Here is a 14510-nt window from a genome sequence, read left to right as displayed (position 1 = left end):
CTTGACCCGAAACGCCGCTCCCGACATTGCGGTTTCCGATGAAATTTCTCTCCGACAACACCGCCGCTGTCCACCCCGCGGTCTGGGATGCCATGCGTGCCGCCGATGCGCCCGATTCGGGCTATGACGGCGATGCCCTCTCGCAGCGCATGGACGAGGCTTTCTCCGAGCTTTTCGGCACCGAATGCACCGCGCTGTGGGTCGCCACCGGCACAGCGGCCAACTGCCTGGCGCTCGCCGCGATGGTGCCACCCCACGGCGGCGTGGTCTGCCACCGCGAGGCGCATATCGAGATGGACGAAGGCGGCGCGCCCGGCTTCTATACCCACGGTGCCAAGCTGATGCTGGCCGAGGGCGAAGGCGCGAAGCTGACCTCGCAGGCGATCGAGCGCGTGATCGACCCCATCCGCAACGACGTACACCAGGTCCAGCCGCACGCCATATCGATCACGCAGGCCACCGAATATGGCCGCGTCTATACGCCAGAGGAAGTCGCCCGCATCGGCTCGCTGGCGCAAGGGCGCGGCCTTGGCCTGCACATGGACGGGGCGCGCTTTGCCAATGCCGTTGCGCATCTGGGCTGCCACCCGGCCGAAGTCACTGCGCAGGCCGGCGTCCACGTGCTGACCTTCGGCTGCGTCAAGAATGGCGGCATGAACGCCGAGGCGCTGGTATTCTTCGACATGGAACTGGCCGATGTTGTCCGTTACCGCCGCAAGCGCGCCGGGCACCTGCAATCGAAGGGTCGCTACCTTGCCGCGCAGGTCCTCGCCATGATCGAAAATGACCTGTGGCTCGACAATGCGCGCGCCGCCAATGCCGCCGCGCAGGAAATCGCGCAGGCCTGCGGATCGCGCGTGTTCCATGCCGTCGAAGCGAACGAGATCTTCGTGGTACTTTCGCCGGCCGAGCAAGCGACACTGCGCGCGCAGGGCTTCGACTTCTACGACTGGACGGCACCCGAAGGTGCCCCGGGCGCCGCGCGCCTTGTCACCGCCTGGAACACCGACCCGGCCCACGCCTCCGCGCTTGCCCGCGCCATCTCCGCGCTGTGACCGAGACGGGACAAGCGGGACACGAATTGCCCGGACAGGCGAAGTTCTGGCAATGGGACGTTGCCGGGCCGTTCTTCCTCGTCGCGTTGATCTGGGGTTCGACCTGGCTGGTGATCAAGGACCAGATCGGCAGCGTGCCGCCAAGCTGGTCGGTGACCTGGCGCTTTACCGCAGCCGCCATCGGCATGGCGGCGCTTGCGCTGGTCCGGCGCGAATCCTTGCGCGTTTCGGACAGCACGCTGAAAGTCGCAGCGCTGCTGGGCCTGCTTCAGTTCGTCATGAACTTCCAATTCGTGTACCGCGCTGAACATCACCTCACCTCGGGCATCGTCGCGGTGTTTTTCGCGTTGCTGATTGTGCCCAATTCGCTGCTTGCTTGGATCGTGCTCAAGCAGCCGGTGACGCGCGGCTTCCTCGTCGGATCGGCGGTGGCGGGGGCGGGCATCGCCCTCCTGCTGCTGCACGAATACCGCATGGCCCCGCCCGAGGGACAGGTCCTGACCGGCATTGCCCTCACCACCGCCGCGCTGTTCAGCGCTTCGTCCGCCAACGTGTTGCAGGCCAGCCCCATGGCCCGCGGCACGCCGATGATCCCCATGCTGGCCTGGGCAATGCTGTTCGGCGCAGCCATGGACGGAGCTTTCGCGTGGGCCGTCGAGGGTCCGCCGCAGTTCGACATGCGTCCCGGCTATATCTTTGGCGTGCTGTACCTTGGTCTGATCGGCTCAGTGGTAACCTTCCCGCTCTACTTCCGCCTGCTTCAGCGCCTCGGCGCAGGGCGCGGGGCCTACAACGGCGTGCTGGTGCCGGTCGTCGCGATGCTGCTTTCCACCGCGTTCGAAGGCTATCGCTGGTCGGTTCTGGCGCTTGCTGGCTCTGCACTGGCGATGCTGGGCCTCGTGCTGGCGCTAAGGGCCCGCAGCCCATCGCGATAGGTCGGATAGGCAGGCTTCCACCCGAGCAGCCGCTTGGCCTTGCCGTTCGCCACGCGCCGGTTCTCGGCATAGAACGCGAGAGCCATCGGCGAAAGGTTCGCCTCCTCAAGCGATTGCATCGGCGGCGGCGCAACGCCCAGCAGCCGCGCTGCCTCCTCGATCACCGCGTTCTGGCTGCAGGGCAGATCATCGGCGAGGTTGTAGACGCCGGCATTCCCGGCAAACCCCGCGATGACGCCGCTGGCAATGTCCTCGACATGGATGCGGCTGAACACTTGCCCGGGAATATCAATGCGATGCGCCTTGCCCTCGGCCACCCGCTCCAACGCACTGCGCCCCGGCCCGTAGATGCCGGGCAGGCGGTACACCCGCACCTTGGGCGATAGCGCCTGCCAGTCGAGGTCCGCCTGCGTCCGCGCCGAACGCCTGCCAGTGCCGACACCTGAGCTTTCGTCCACCCAAGCCCCGCCCGCATCGCCATAGACGCCGGTCGAAGACAGGTAGCCGATGGCCTCGAGCGGCGCGGCAGCAATCGCCCCGCCATAGGCCTGCAATACCGGATCGCCGCCTTCTCGCAGGGGCGGAACGGAGGACAGCACGTGCGTTGCCCGTGCCAGCGTGGCCTCGACCAAGGCCTTGTCATCAAAGGCGATATCACCCGCGCTGCCCGTGCCCCGCACCGTCCAGCCCTGCGCCCGCAGCCGCGCCGCAATCACCTGCGCGGTGTAACCCATTCCGAAGATCAGCAAGTTTCCCATCAAAAGCCTGATAACCGCGATTGCCCCGCCGCGCACGCGTTCCTAAGTTCAGCCGCATGAACGATCTCTCCGGCCAGCCCGTCGTCGCCCCAACCGTGATCCACCGCGCGGACTATCGCCCGCCCGAATGGCTCGTTCCCGAAATCGCGCTGGATTTCGCGCTTTCGCTGAACGCGACGAAGGTGCAGGCGACCCTGAAGGTGGCGAAAAATCCCGCAGGCACAGACACTTCGCTTTTGCGCCTCAACGGCGATGCGATCGAGCCCAAGTCTGTCACGGTAGATGGCCAAGCCCACAATGACTGGCACATGGACGGCGCCGATCTTGTCATCGAACTTCCCGGCGATACCCATGACATCGGTATCGAGACGCTGATCGATCCTTCGGCAAACACCCAGCTTTCAGGGCTTTACGCCTCGAACGGCCTGCTCTGCACCCAGTGCGAGGCCGAGGGCTTCCGCCGCATCACCTTCTTCCCCGACCGGCCCGACGTGCTCTCGGTCTATTCGGTGCGGATGAGCGGAGACAAGGCGCTGTTCCCGGTGCTCCTGTCCAATGGCAACCCCACTGCTGCGGGCGACAATGGCGACGGCACCCACTGGGCAGAGTGGCACGATCCCTGGCCCAAGCCTTCGTACCTGTTCGCGCTGGTGGCCGGTGAATTGGTCGCAAACCGCGATAATTTCACGACAAAATCGGGCCGCAAGGTCAATCTTGCGATCTACGTCCGCCCCGGCGACGAGGAGCGCACCACCCACGCCATGCGCTCGCTCATCGCCTCGATGAAGTGGGACGAGGACGTCTATGGGCGCGAGTATGACCTTGACGATTTCAACATCGTCGCGGTGAGCGATTTCAACGCCGGAGCGATGGAGAACAAGGGCCTTAACGTCTTCAATACGCGCTATATTCTGGCCGATCCCGAGACGGCGACCGATGGCGACTACGACGCGATCGAGGGCGTGGTGGCGCACGAGTACTTCCACAACTGGTCGGGCAACCGCGTGACCTGCCGCGACTGGTTCCAGCTGAGCCTCAAGGAAGGCTTCACTGTCCTTAGAGATCAACAGTTTAGCGCCGATCGCGGCTCCGCGCCGGTCAAGCGGATCGAGGATGTGCGGATTCTGCGCGCCGTGCAGTTCCCTGAGGATTCGGGGCCGCTGGCGCATCCGATCCGCCCCGATTCCTATCAGGAAATCAGCAACTTCTACACCGCGACCGTCTACAACAAGGGGGCCGAGGTGATCCGCATGATGACCGTGCTGGCAGGCCTGGAGCGGTTCCTGAAGGGCACCACGCTCTACTTCGATCGCCACGATGGCGAGGCGGCGACCTGCGAAGACTTTGTAAAGGCTATCGAAGATGGCGCCGGGCTGGACCTGAAGCAGTTCCGCAACTGGTACGAACAGGCCGGAACCCCGCGCGTGAGCGTTGCCATGACGCTCGATGCGGCAAATCCAACTCTCGAGGGCGAAGCGGCAACTCTCGGAGGCAGAGGGGTAACTCTCACGCTCAAACAGACAACTGCACCCACACCCGGACAGCCGGACAAGAAGCCGTTCGTGATCCCGCTTCGCATCGCGCTGTTCGACCGCGAGACGGGGAAGCACCACGGCGAGGAACTGATCGTCCTGACCGAGCCGGAGCAGTCCTTCACCTTCGAGGGCTTCACCTCGCTCCCCGTCCTTTCCATCAACCGCGCCTTCTCCGCGCCGGTCGAGATCGTGGCGCCGGTGACGACGGAGGACCTCGTCTTCCTCGCCCGCCGCGACGACGATCCCTTCGCCCGCTATGAGGCGATGCAGCAGCTGATCGTGCGGCATCTGGTTGGCGCCGTGGCGGGGACGCTGGAGAAGCGCGAGGAATCGCAAGGTGCAATCGGCGCGGCGATGGGCGCGATTCTCGATGACACCGCATTGGACGACCTGATGCGCGGCGAATTGCTGATCCTGCCGGGCGAGGCCTACCTTGCCGAGCAGCTGACCCGCGCCGACCCGACGCGCATCTTTGCCGAGCGCGAGGGGCTCAAGCGCTGGCTGGGCGAGACGCTGAAGGACAAGTGGCTGGCCCTGCACGAACGCGTCTCTGCCGTGCCCTACAGCCTTGCCGCCGAGGCGCGGGGCGCGCGCAAGTGCAAGACGCAGGCGCTCGTCTATCTCGGGGCCGCCGATCCCGCCGAAGCCGCACGCCGCGCCAAGGCGCAGTACGATGCCGCCACCAACATGACCGACCGCCAGGGCGCGCTCATGGTGCTGTGCAGCCTCGAATGCCCCGAGCGCGAAGCGGCGCTGGCCGATTTCCACTCGCGCTTTGCCGGCAACATGCTGGTGATCGACAAGTGGTTCTCGCTGCAGGCAGGCTCGCTCAATCCCAAGGCGACCGAGCATGTGAAGGCATTGGCCGAGCATTCAGACTTCACAATGACCAACCCCAACCGCGTCCGCGCGCTGTGGATGGCGTTTGCGGCCAATGCGCAGGCGTTCCATCGGGAAGGCGGCGAAGGCTATCGCCTGATAGCCGACCTGATCCTGAAGCTGGACCCGATAAACGGCAACGTGGCGGCGCGCTTCGTGCCCTACCTCGGCCGGTGGAAGAAGGTCGAGGAAGGCCGCGCCGCGCTGATGCGGGCCGAGCTGGAGCGGATCGCCGCCGAGCCGACGCTGTCGCGCGATGTGCGCGAGCAGGTGAGCAAGAGTCTGGAGGCGTGAGCGTCGAGGCGCTTACCCATCCGCTTCTCGCTGGCGCCGCCCACGGCTTCCTTGGCCGCAAGGGCGGGGTGAGCACGGGTGACCTTGCGGGGCTCAATGTCAGCTACAGCGAGGATGACCCGGTGCTGACTGCCGAAAACCGCCGACGTGCGGTGGAGGCGGTGCTGCCGGGCGGGACCTTGCAGACCTGCTTCCAGATTCATTCGCCTGACGTGGTGACCGTGACCGAACCTTGGGCCGACGCAGATCGTCCAAGGGCCGATGCCCTGGTAACGGACCGCCCCGGCCTGGTCCTTGGCGTGCTGACCGCAGACTGCGCGCCGGTGCTGTTCGTTGACCAGCGTGCAGGCGTGGTCGGCGCGGCACATGCGGGCTGGAAGGGTGCGTTTACGGGCGTGACCGATGCGACGATTGCGGCGATGGAAGCGCTTGGCGGGAACCGGCAGAACATCGCCGCAGTGGTGGGCCCTTGCATTGCGCAGAAGAGCTACGAGGTGGACGCAGGGTTCGAAGCGCGGTTTCTTGAACAGGCGGGCGAGAACGAGCGCTTCTTCCGGGCCGGGCGCGAGGGCCATGCCTGGTTCGACCTTGAAGGCTATGTCGCCTTGCGCCTGCGCGATGCGGGCCTCACCAAGGTCGGGATGATGGGCGAGGACACGTACGCGCAGGAAGAGCGGTTCTATTCCTTCCGCCGCGCCACGCACCGCCAGGAGCCGGGCTACGGCCGGCAGGTCTCGCTGATCGCCTTGCGCGGCTGAGCCAATGGCATTGCCGGTCCTCTACAGCTTCCGTCGCTGCCCTTATGCGATGCGGGCGCGACTGGCGATTGCGGTCAGCGGCGTGAGCGTGGAGCTGCGCGAGATCAAGCTTTCCGCCAAGCCGCCCGCGATGCTCGAAGCCTCGCCCAAGGGGACGGTGCCGGTGGTGGTCCTTCCCGACGGCGCGGTGATCGAGCAGAGCCTCGACGTGATACACTGGGCGCTCTTGCAGCATGATCCCGAAGGCTGGCTGGAGCGCGACGATGCGGGGCTGATCGCGCGCAACGACGGGCCATTCAAGCATGACCTCGATCGCTACAAGTATCCGGAGCGGCATGACAGCAATGCGCTGGAGCATCGGGAAAGCGGCTTGGCGTTTCTTGCCGATCTGGATTCGCGGCTGGCTGAGCACGGACAACTGTGCGGGAAAGAGCGGGGCCTTGCCGATATGGCCGTGATGCCGTTCGTGCGGCAGTTTGCGGCGACGGACCCTGTCTGGTTCGAGAGCCAGCCTTTGCCGCACCTGCAGCGCTGGCTTTGCGCGCACCTTGAGTCTGCGTTGTTCGCGAGCGTGATGGGCAAGTTCGCGCCTTGGCGCGAGGGCGATTTGCCGGTGGTGTTTCCCTTCCCTTGAGGTGGCGGGCGGCAGCGCTTCTTGCCTACCCCCAACCCCTCCCGCCTGCGGGAGGGTCAAGAAAAAGGGGCTCATTCCGTCCTTCATCAGTGCACGGCCCACTCGGTTCGTCGCACGCTTGGCGCTGCCAGTGCCCGGAATCGGGTTCCCCGGCGGGATCGTTCATCTGCGGGAAAGTTCCGTCGCAACACCGACACCTTTTTGAAGGTCGCAAGGAGCGTTCTCGATGACTACCACTACCCCCCGGCGCGCAAGGCTGATGCTGCTCGCTGCGGCTGCCGCATCGGTTTCCGCCATGGCTGTCGCTCAGCCACAGCAGAACGGGATGCAGGACCCCAACATCATCGTCGAAGGTGAGGTCGTGCCTGATACCTCGGCGATGACCAAGGGCCCCGAGGTCAAGGGTATCATCACCGCGCGCAAGGGCGACAAGATGAAGGTCACTGCCGACGATGGCACCAGCACGATCGTGTTCTTCAACGACGCCACGACGGTGAAGGCCAGCACCGGCCTGTTCGGATCGAAGAAGCTGACGACGGAAAACCTGCTCAATGGCCTGCCCGTGACGGTAAAGACCATGCAGGCGGGCGAGGCGCTGCTGGCCAGCCAGATCACCTTCCGCAACGGTGACTTCAAGACCGCGAAGATGATCCGCAACGGCACCGCGCAAGGCTTTGCCGAACAGACCGCTGCCACTGCCGCGCTCAAGGGCCGCATGGGCGACATCGACAAATACAACATCAAGGCAACGACAAACGTCTACTTCGACACCGGCAAGTACGCGCTGACCCCGCAGGCCAAGGCCGAGCTGTGCCAGACCGCCTCGATGGCAAACGGCACCGAGAACGCGCTGATGCTGGTGGTGGGCTATACCGATTCGGTCGGTGACGAGGAATACAACCAGACCTTGAGCGAGAAGCGCGCCGCCAGCGTGATCAATTTCCTGCAGCAGCAGTGCCGCTGGGCGCCCTACCGCATGCTGACGCCGACCGGCATGGCCGAATCCGATCCGGCGGCGGACAATTCGACCGAGGAAGGCAAGGCGCAGAACCGCCGCGTTGCCGTGAACGTGCTGGTGAGCAAGGCCATCGACGGGCTTTGATCACGTGGGGGCGAGAGGGTGCGTTACACCTCTCTCCTCCCCCTTGCCGTCACCCCGGGCTTTGACCCGGGGTCCCGCTTCCGGCTTCGGTTGGCGCCGTGGCCAAGAAGGAAGCGGGACCCCGTAGCAAGTCCGGGGTGACGTTGTTTCTGCGGGTGAGAAGCGGGGTTAGAGCAGGCCCAGCGCGCGCATCCGCTGCTCCAGCACATCGGGATCGCCGACGAAGTGGTGGACGTGCCACCCCAGCGCCCTGGCCGTCGCGATGTTAGCGGCGTTGTCGTCTATGAACAGCATGGTTTCGGGCGCGCGACCGAAGCGGCGGGCAGAGAGGTGGAAGATTGCCGGGTCGGGCTTTACCAGCCGTTCGACCGCCGAGATCACGATGTCGCCCATGTGGTCGAGAATCGGGAAGGTCGGGCGGAACAGTGCCCACGAATCGATGCCGAAATTGGTGATCGCGTATTGCGGGACCTGGCGCGAGGCCAGACGCTCGATCAGTTCGTGCGTGCCGGGCACCGGACCCGGCAGGCTGGCAAGCCAGTTGCTGGCGTAGAGCGCAATCAGGTCGGCGTATTGCGGAAACTGCGCCGTGCGGGCGGCGACCATCTGCGCGAAGGGCACGCCCTCGTCATGCTGGGCGTGCCAGTCCTCAGTGACGACTTCGGAGACGAATCGGGCGCGTTCGGCCCGATCGGGGATCGCTTCGGCGTAGATGCCGGAAAGGTCGAACTGCACCAGCACACGGCCGATGTCCCAGACTACCGCTTCTACGGACATGCCAGCCTCTCGATTCGCGATCCTGCGATGCGCGGCCCATAAACGACTGCGCCCCCGCATTTCGGCGGGGGCTGCGTGGCTTTTGCAGAAGCCTGTCGGTTTCCGGTGCAGCCCCGCCGTCGCGAGACTGCACCGAAACTGGTGAATTAGCCCTGGCGCGCCTTGAAGCGCTTCTGGGTCTTGTTGATCACGTAGACGCGGCCACGGCGGCGGATCACGCGGTTATCCCGGTGGCGGTCCTTGAGCGACTTCAGGCTGTTGCGAATCTTCATGTCGAATCCCTTTGCCCGAAGCTGACCGGGCTGAAAACTGAAGCGTGGCCGTTAGTGGGGGCAAAAGCCCAAGTCAACCCTGCAGGTGCCGAGGATGGCGCTTGCCCGGCCGTCATGGGCATGCAAATCGTGCTGATGCGGGCGGGGCCTCGCGGGATGGACGGGAACCGGGCGGATGACCTCTTCGATCATGACAGGACTGCTGCACAAGCCCGGGCAGTCAGTCTTTCTCAACCCCTCGCTGATGGCCAGGAACGTGCTCGAATTCGATGTGCCACAAGCGATTCTCGACGAGCTTGCCCCGCTGGCCGAGGCCGCGCGGACAATGGAAGAGGACAAGGCGACGTATACGCTGCCCGGCGGACAGAGGCTTTACAACCAGCGTCCTGCGGCATGGAAGAGCGATATCTGCTGGCTGAGCAATGCCGACGAGGCGTCCTACTGGTGGTTCGATGGCCTATTGCGTCGGCTCAGGCTCGACGAGGCCGTCGCGCCGTTCGTGGCGCACGATGCCGTGATCCGGCTCTATTCCGGCTTCTTCGTCACCCGCAGCCGATGCGAGGCGCATGACATGCACCGCGATTGGCTGACGGAAGGCAACACGGCCTTTACCGTGATGGCACCGCTGACCCCCAACGCCTGCGCGATGGGCCTCGCCTATGTTTCAGTGAGGGGCGAGGAACGCGAATACCGGTATCGCATGGGCAAGGGCGTGGCGTTCGGCTCGGGCTTCGTCCACTCAACCGCCATCGGCCGGCTCGACGAGCGCGCGGTGTTCCTTTCGCTCACCTTCGGAACAGACCGGATGGACGAATGGAACACGATCGAAAGAACCGCAGGCCGGCAGGGGCGCTTTTTCTGCCAGCCGGACGGCGTGTTCCGGTCAATCGGTGGCTAGGGGCGGGACCTAGCCGGGGCGAATCTCGTCCAGCTTGCGCTCCCAGGCCAGGGCGTGGGTGACGATAGTGTCCAGATCATCATAGCGCGGGACCCACGGCAGCGTGGCTTTGATGCGGCTGTTGTCGGAGATCAGCGCGGCGGGATCGCCTGGACGGCGGCCCTGCATCTCGCGCATGATCTTGCGGTTGGTGACGCGATCGACCGCGTCGAGCACTTCGAGCACCGAGAAACCGCGCCCGTAGCCGCAGTTCATCGTCAGCGATTCGCCGGGATCGGCAATTAGCGCCTGCAGTGCCAGAACATGGGCGGCGGCAAGATCGGAGACGTGGATGTAATCGCGCACGCCGGTGCCGTCGGGCGTGTCGAAATCGCTGCCGAACACGCCGACCGAGGCGCGCTTGCCCAGTGCCGCCTCGACCGCGACCTTGATCAGGTGCGTTGCGCCCGCGGTCGACTGGCCGGTGCGGCCCTGCGGATCGGCGCCGGCGACGTTGAAATAGCGCAGCACGCAGTAGTTGAGCGCATGGGCGGCGGCGACATCGGACAGCATCGCCTCGGTCATCAGCTTTGACATGCCATAGGGATTGATCGGGCGCTGCGGCGTGTCCTCGGTAACGGGCGAAACCTCGGGCGTGCCATAAGTTGCTGCGGTGGAGGAGAAGATGAAGTGCGGCACGCCCGCCTCGACCACCGCGGCGATCAGTGCGCGGCTCTTGGCGGTGTTGTTGTGATAGTACTTGAGGGGGTTCGAAACCGATTCGGGCACCACCACGGAACCGGCAAAATGCATGACCGCGCGCGTACCCTGTTCGGCAAAGATGCGCTTGAGAAGGTCGGCGTCCTCGATATCGCCTTCGTAGAACGGCACGCCATCGGGCACGGCGAAGCGGAAGCCGGTGACCAGATTGTCGATCACCGCGACCGGATGGCCCGCGTCCCTCAGCGCCAGCACGGCGTGGGCGCCGATGTAGCCTGCGCCGCCGGTGACGAGAACGGGAACCTTCGACATTGGCAATTCGCTCCGCTCTGGCGCAGGTTTCGTTGCTCCCGCGCGTTCATGGTTGCGACAGCGCGGGCAATTTACACGTCCGGCCGGGTCGCGCCTCACCCCTTACGGGAAAATTACGAATGAAAGCCAAACCGATCTTGTCTGCCGTCGCATTCCTTGGGGCAAGCTCCAGCGCGTTTGCCCAAGCCATGCCGCCGGGGGGACGGTGGGACCAGCCGATGGACCAGCGCATCGGGCGCCAAAACGGGCGGCAGAGTGCCGAGCCTTCGCGCAAGGTCGAGGTCGAGGCATTCCAGGCCGCCGATGCGGCATCTCTTCTGGGCAAGGGGCCGATCACCGTCGCCGCTGCCGAAGGCGCCGAGGCGGAATGGAAGCTGCCGGTCTATGAAGCCGCCGTCGTCGATCAGTTGGCCAAGCTTGGCTACGAAACGGCCGTGAACGGCGCGGAAGGCGGACAGATCGCGCAGATCGGCATTCGCCACGAGCAGGTCGTGCCCGAGGAAGCCAAGCGCAAGCCGGTTTCGGGCGCGATGGAGGTGGGCGTTTCCAATCGCGGCAACTACACCGCGATGGCGCTCAACATCGACCTGACCAAGGCGAAGAAGGCCATCGTCGCAACCCGGCTCGACGTGCGCATCCGCGACAAGGCGAGCAATCGCGTGCTGTGGGAAGGCCACGCCGAAGCGCAGACGCGCGAGGACGACGATGGCCTGAACAATGGCGCAGTTGCGGCAAGGCTGGCCTCGGCGCTGTTCGCGAAATTTGCCGATGCGCAGGTGGTTCCGGCGAGCTGACTGGAGCAGGTGTGCCAATTGGCATTGCGGTGAAATCCGCGGCGTAGCACCACCTGCGCCATGATCATGGGACGCAGAATGATGAAACGCCTTGTAGCCGCAATTGCCCTTGCTGCCCTGATGGCAACGCCCGTCAAGGCCAAGCCCGCACCGATCGAGGTCACGCGGTTTCACACCGCGCAGACGCTGCCCCGGCTGAAAGGCGCGGCGGTGATTGTCGAGGCGGCGCCGGGCAGTGACCGATCCAGCCTGGAAGATCAGGTCTGGCTTGCCGCGGTACAGAAGGAACTGTTTGCCAGCGGTTTTGGCAGCGCCACGCCGGGCGCCGCCGATGCCGTGGCCGAAGTGCGCGTCGACCGCGAGGTGCAGAGGCGCGAGAGGCAGCGCGGACCGGTGAGCGTCGGCGTGGGCGGATCGACCGGCAGCTATGGCGGCGGCGTGGGGCTGGGTGTCGGCATCAATCTGGGCGGAGGGCCGAAGGACTACGTCGTCACGCGCCTGTCGGTGCGCATCCGCGACCGCCGAACCGGCGAGGCGCTGTGGGAAGGCCGTGCCGAAAACCGCGAGAAGGCCAAGGCGAAGGAAGCCGATCCGGCGCTTGCCGCACCTCGCCTGGCGCATGCCCTGTTCTCGGGCTTCCCCGGCACGTCAGGGGATACTATCACTGTCAAATGACAGATATCCGCATCAATGCCGCGTTCGATTCCGGCAACATCGAAGTGCTCCAGGTTTCGGGCGCGCGTGCGAAGCTGGCGATCCGCAAGGACCGCGACTCAGAGTTCTTCCAATGGTTCCACTTTCGCGTCGACGGGGCTGCGGGGCGTGAGCTGGAGCTGAAGATCACCGGACTTGGCAATTCCGCCTATCCGGGTGGCTGGCCGGGGTATCGGGCAGCCTTCTCCGAAGACCGCGAGTTCTGGGGCCGGACCGAGACCAGCCATGATCCGGGCGAGGACGGCGGGACGCTGACCATCCGCCACACGCCCGAGGCTGGCACATGCTGGTTCGCTTATTTCGCGCCCTATTCGATGGAGCGGCATCACGATCTGGTGGCGCAAACGGCGGCGCTGCCGGGTGTGACCCATCGCTGCCTTGGCACCAGCATCGAAGGCCAGCCGATCGACTGCCTCGAGATCGGCGAAGGCCCGAAACAGGTCTGGCTCTATGCCCGCCAGCATCCCGGCGAATCGATGGCCGAATGGTGGATGGAAGGCGCGCTCGAACTGCTGACCGACCCTGCCGACCCACATGGCCGCAAGCTGCGCCAGCTCTGCCGCTTCCACGTGGTGCCCAATGCCAACCCGGACGGATCGTGCCGGGGGCACTTGCGCACCAATGCCGTGGGCGTGAACCTCAACCGCGAATGGCACGAGCCGACGCCGGAGCGTTCGCCCGAAGTGCTGGCAATCCGCAATGCCATGGACGAGGCCGGCGTGGACTTTGCCATGGACGTGCACGGCGACGAGGCGATCCCGCACGTGTTCCTTGCCGGATTCGAAGGCATCCCTTCGTGGACCGACGAGCTTGGCGCCTCCTACGAACGCTACCGCCGCATCCTGGAACGCCGCACCCCCGATTTCCAGACGCGGCGCGGCTATCCCATCGCCGCACCGGGCCGCGCCAACCTGACGATGTCGACCAACCAGGTCGCCCACCGCTTCGGCTGCGTGGCAATGACGCTGGAAATGCCGTTCAAGGACAACGACGACCTGCCCTGCAAGGAACAGGGCTGGAGCCCGGAACGGTCGAAGCTGCTGGCGCGCGATTGCCTCGCCTCGCTGCTGGAGTGGCTGGAGGGTTAAGCCCTTTACCCAAAGTTAAGAGATGAGGGCGCATGGCTCGAGCATGGCCCGCACCATCGCCCTCATCCACGCGCCCCTCGCCGACTTCTCGGCGGCTGAACTGGCGCGCAAGGCGATCGTCCTCGGCTGCGCCGCTGCGCTGATCATGGCGGGCAAGCCGTTCCTATTCTTCTGAGCTAGCACTGCCCAATCTAGGTCAAGTGGCAACGCCTGTGACCGCTCGCCGCTCTAGTCACGAAGCTCCAGAACCCGCTTTACCGCAAACCAAGTACCCCAATCGAAGGGTGCATCGCTCAGCGATCCGGACAGAGTCTCCGCAACCAAACTCATCAAATCGGCGTAGTGGCTCATGCACGCCGCGTTTCCGGATCCACCGACGACTGCCCGCTCCCGCCACCGCTCGAACATGAATCCTGTACCGTCGACGCACTGGAATGCTTCGCCCCTGTACCCACCCACCTTCCGGTCAAACACATCCAAGAACAGTTTTGCCTGGCCTTTGCTAAGCGAGAAGCTTCTCTCGTATGCTGGCCCCGTCCCATCATATGCAATCGCATAGATTGCGCCTTTGGCAGTGCCATCTAAGCGACGGTCCAACGAAATCTTGTACCGCCAGCGAGGCCATTCCCACAGAACCAGCCGCAAGCCGCCATTCGCTTCCGGGTCGAGACTATGGCGCTTTTCAAACTCACGAATGATCTTCAGATCCGCATCGTGCCATTCATCGCCAAGGACGAACTGGCGCTGTTGGGTTGTTCGGCTGTATTGGCGGTACGATTCATCCAGAACAAATAGTCCGACACCGTAGAGCACGATTGCGGCGGCCAAGAAGACAGTAGCGACGCCGACGATCTTGCGAACCGATCTGTCGTTAAACGTGATCATGGCCGGGAGCTAGCCGCAAGTCAGCCAAGGCGACAATAGGGTTTGTCGAAGCTGGGCAAGAAGACCTTCAAGGTTGCGACAGGTTCCTTCGGAAGATCGCCGTCGCCCGGTGTTCGACATG

General features: G+C 64.8%; 16 protein-coding genes. 11 read left to right on the top strand and 5 right to left on the bottom strand.

Going from position 1 to position 14510, the window contains the following annotated elements; translation table 11 throughout:
* Positions 1-38: 38 nt before the first annotated feature.
* Both AC3WLM_RS09555 and AC3WLM_RS09550 read left to right on the top strand, forming a co-directional pair.
* A complete protein-coding gene (locus AC3WLM_RS09555; RefSeq protein ID WP_492477231.1) occupies positions 39-1055 on the top strand; it encodes a threonine aldolase family protein in 1017 nt (338 codons plus the stop codon).
* A gap of 26 nt (positions 1056-1081) precedes the next feature.
* Positions 1082-1990, top strand: a complete 909-nt coding sequence (locus AC3WLM_RS09550; RefSeq protein WP_039337315.1) for a DMT family transporter — start codon at positions 1082-1084, stop codon at positions 1988-1990.
* Here the strand turns inward: AC3WLM_RS09550 and AC3WLM_RS09545 are convergent.
* A complete protein-coding gene (locus AC3WLM_RS09545; RefSeq protein WP_492477230.1) occupies positions 1900-2748 on the bottom strand; it encodes a Rossmann-fold NAD(P)-binding domain-containing protein in 849 nt (282 codons plus the stop codon). The two genes, AC3WLM_RS09550 and AC3WLM_RS09545, sit on opposite strands and share 91 nt — an antisense overlap.
* 56 nt (positions 2749-2804) lie before the next feature.
* Here AC3WLM_RS09545 and pepN point away from each other — a divergent pair, with 56 nt between their 5' ends.
* The 4 genes from pepN to AC3WLM_RS09525 all read left to right on the top strand — a co-directional run bounded on the left by pepN (position 2805) and on the right by AC3WLM_RS09525 (position 7950).
* Positions 2805-5456 (top strand): aminopeptidase N, encoded by a 2652-nt coding sequence (gene pepN / locus AC3WLM_RS09540; RefSeq protein ID WP_492477229.1) that lies wholly within the window; start codon positions 2805-2807, stop codon positions 5454-5456.
* Positions 5453-6214: a peptidoglycan editing factor PgeF gene (pgeF, locus tag AC3WLM_RS09535; protein ID WP_492477228.1), complete on the top strand. Its 762-nt coding sequence runs from the start codon at positions 5453-5455 to the stop codon at positions 6212-6214. Before pepN ends, pgeF begins: the two co-directional genes overlap by 4 nt.
* A gap of 4 nt (positions 6215-6218) precedes the next feature.
* Positions 6219-6848 (top strand): glutathione S-transferase, encoded by a 630-nt coding sequence (locus AC3WLM_RS09530; protein WP_492477227.1) that lies wholly within the window; start codon positions 6219-6221, stop codon positions 6846-6848.
* Positions 6849-7074: 226 nt separating this feature from the next.
* The gene (locus tag AC3WLM_RS09525; RefSeq protein WP_062346536.1) at positions 7075-7950 is read left to right on the top strand and encodes an OmpA family protein; all 876 of its coding nucleotides are present in this window, start codon (positions 7075-7077) and stop codon (positions 7948-7950) included.
* Positions 7951-8118: 168 nt separating this feature from the next.
* On the opposite strand, the gene AC3WLM_RS09520 is transcribed toward AC3WLM_RS09525, so the two are convergent.
* Entirely contained in the window at positions 8119-8727 is a 609-nt protein-coding gene (locus tag AC3WLM_RS09520; RefSeq protein WP_492477226.1) for an HAD-IA family hydrolase, read from the bottom strand.
* A 146-nt stretch (positions 8728-8873) separates the two neighbouring features.
* The gene (ykgO, locus tag AC3WLM_RS09515) at positions 8874-8999 is read right to left on the bottom strand and encodes a type B 50S ribosomal protein L36 (RefSeq protein ID WP_011446910.1); all 126 of its coding nucleotides are present in this window, start codon (positions 8997-8999) and stop codon (positions 8874-8876) included.
* 175 nt (positions 9000-9174) lie between these two features.
* On the opposite strand from ykgO, the gene AC3WLM_RS09510 reads away from it, so the two are divergent.
* A complete protein-coding gene (locus AC3WLM_RS09510; RefSeq protein WP_492477225.1) occupies positions 9175-9897 on the top strand; it encodes a hypothetical protein in 723 nt (240 codons plus the stop codon).
* A gap of 9 nt (positions 9898-9906) precedes the next feature.
* Here the strand turns inward: AC3WLM_RS09510 and galE are convergent, their stop codons facing one another.
* Positions 9907-10908 (bottom strand): UDP-glucose 4-epimerase GalE, encoded by a 1002-nt coding sequence (gene galE / locus AC3WLM_RS09505; protein WP_492477224.1) that lies wholly within the window; start codon positions 10906-10908, stop codon positions 9907-9909.
* Between the two features lie 119 nt (positions 10909-11027).
* Between galE and AC3WLM_RS09500 the strand changes: the two genes are divergently transcribed.
* The 4 genes from AC3WLM_RS09500 to AC3WLM_RS09485 all read left to right on the top strand — a co-directional run bounded on the left by AC3WLM_RS09500 (position 11028) and on the right by AC3WLM_RS09485 (position 13679).
* Positions 11028-11702, top strand: a complete 675-nt coding sequence (locus AC3WLM_RS09500; protein WP_492477223.1) for a DUF4136 domain-containing protein — start codon at positions 11028-11030, stop codon at positions 11700-11702.
* Between the two features lie 81 nt (positions 11703-11783).
* The gene (locus AC3WLM_RS09495; RefSeq protein ID WP_492477222.1) at positions 11784-12377 is read left to right on the top strand and encodes a DUF4136 domain-containing protein; all 594 of its coding nucleotides are present in this window, start codon (positions 11784-11786) and stop codon (positions 12375-12377) included.
* Positions 12374-13504, top strand: coding sequence for a M14 family metallopeptidase (locus tag AC3WLM_RS09490; RefSeq protein WP_492477221.1), 1131 nt, complete (start codon positions 12374-12376; stop codon positions 13502-13504). The genes AC3WLM_RS09495 and AC3WLM_RS09490 overlap by 4 nt, the downstream gene beginning before the upstream one ends.
* 43 nt (positions 13505-13547) lie before the next feature.
* The gene (locus AC3WLM_RS09485; protein ID WP_255527758.1) at positions 13548-13679 is read left to right on the top strand and encodes a hypothetical protein; all 132 of its coding nucleotides are present in this window, start codon (positions 13548-13550) and stop codon (positions 13677-13679) included.
* A gap of 53 nt (positions 13680-13732) precedes the next feature.
* On the opposite strand, the gene AC3WLM_RS09480 is transcribed toward AC3WLM_RS09485, so the two are convergent.
* On the bottom strand, positions 13733-14389 hold the full coding sequence (locus AC3WLM_RS09480; protein ID WP_492477220.1) for a hypothetical protein: 657 nt from the start codon (positions 14387-14389) through the stop codon (positions 13733-13735).
* Positions 14390-14510: the final 121 nt, after the last annotated feature.

Source organism: Novosphingobium sp. FW305-C-30-35, from assembly GCF_058783135.1.
The sequence above is the reverse complement of the archived record's forward strand: the minus strand, read 5'-3'. Positions and strand labels throughout refer to the sequence as shown.

Excerpts from the sequence above, each read along its gene's own strand:
- AC3WLM_RS09480 (WP_492477220.1), bottom strand. The coding sequence starts at position 14,389 with ATGATCACGTTTAACGACAGATCGGTTCGCAAGATCGTCGGCGTCGCT.
- AC3WLM_RS09500 (WP_492477223.1), top strand. The coding sequence starts at position 11,028 with ATGAAAGCCAAACCGATCTTGTCTGCCGTCGCATTCCTTGGGGCAAGC.
- ykgO (WP_011446910.1), bottom strand. The coding sequence starts at position 8,999 with ATGAAGATTCGCAACAGCCTGAAGTCGCTCAAGGACCGCCACCGGGAT.
- AC3WLM_RS09490 (WP_492477221.1), top strand. The coding sequence starts at position 12,374 with ATGACAGATATCCGCATCAATGCCGCGTTCGATTCCGGCAACATCGAA.
- pepN (WP_492477229.1), top strand. The coding sequence starts at position 2,805 with ATGAACGATCTCTCCGGCCAGCCCGTCGTCGCCCCAACCGTGATCCAC.
- AC3WLM_RS09530 (WP_492477227.1), top strand. The coding sequence starts at position 6,219 with ATGGCATTGCCGGTCCTCTACAGCTTCCGTCGCTGCCCTTATGCGATG.
- AC3WLM_RS09525 (WP_062346536.1), top strand. The coding sequence starts at position 7,075 with ATGACTACCACTACCCCCCGGCGCGCAAGGCTGATGCTGCTCGCTGCG.
- AC3WLM_RS09485 (WP_255527758.1), top strand. The coding sequence starts at position 13,548 with ATGGCCCGCACCATCGCCCTCATCCACGCGCCCCTCGCCGACTTCTCG.
- AC3WLM_RS09520 (WP_492477226.1), bottom strand. The coding sequence starts at position 8,727 with ATGTCCGTAGAAGCGGTAGTCTGGGACATCGGCCGTGTGCTGGTGCAG.
- AC3WLM_RS09555 (WP_492477231.1), top strand. The coding sequence starts at position 39 with ATGAAATTTCTCTCCGACAACACCGCCGCTGTCCACCCCGCGGTCTGG.
- AC3WLM_RS09545 (WP_492477230.1), bottom strand. The coding sequence starts at position 2,748 with ATGGGAAACTTGCTGATCTTCGGAATGGGTTACACCGCGCAGGTGATT.
- AC3WLM_RS09510 (WP_492477225.1), top strand. The coding sequence starts at position 9,175 with ATGACCTCTTCGATCATGACAGGACTGCTGCACAAGCCCGGGCAGTCA.
- galE (WP_492477224.1), bottom strand. The coding sequence starts at position 10,908 with ATGTCGAAGGTTCCCGTTCTCGTCACCGGCGGCGCAGGCTACATCGGC.
- AC3WLM_RS09495 (WP_492477222.1), top strand. The coding sequence starts at position 11,784 with ATGAAACGCCTTGTAGCCGCAATTGCCCTTGCTGCCCTGATGGCAACG.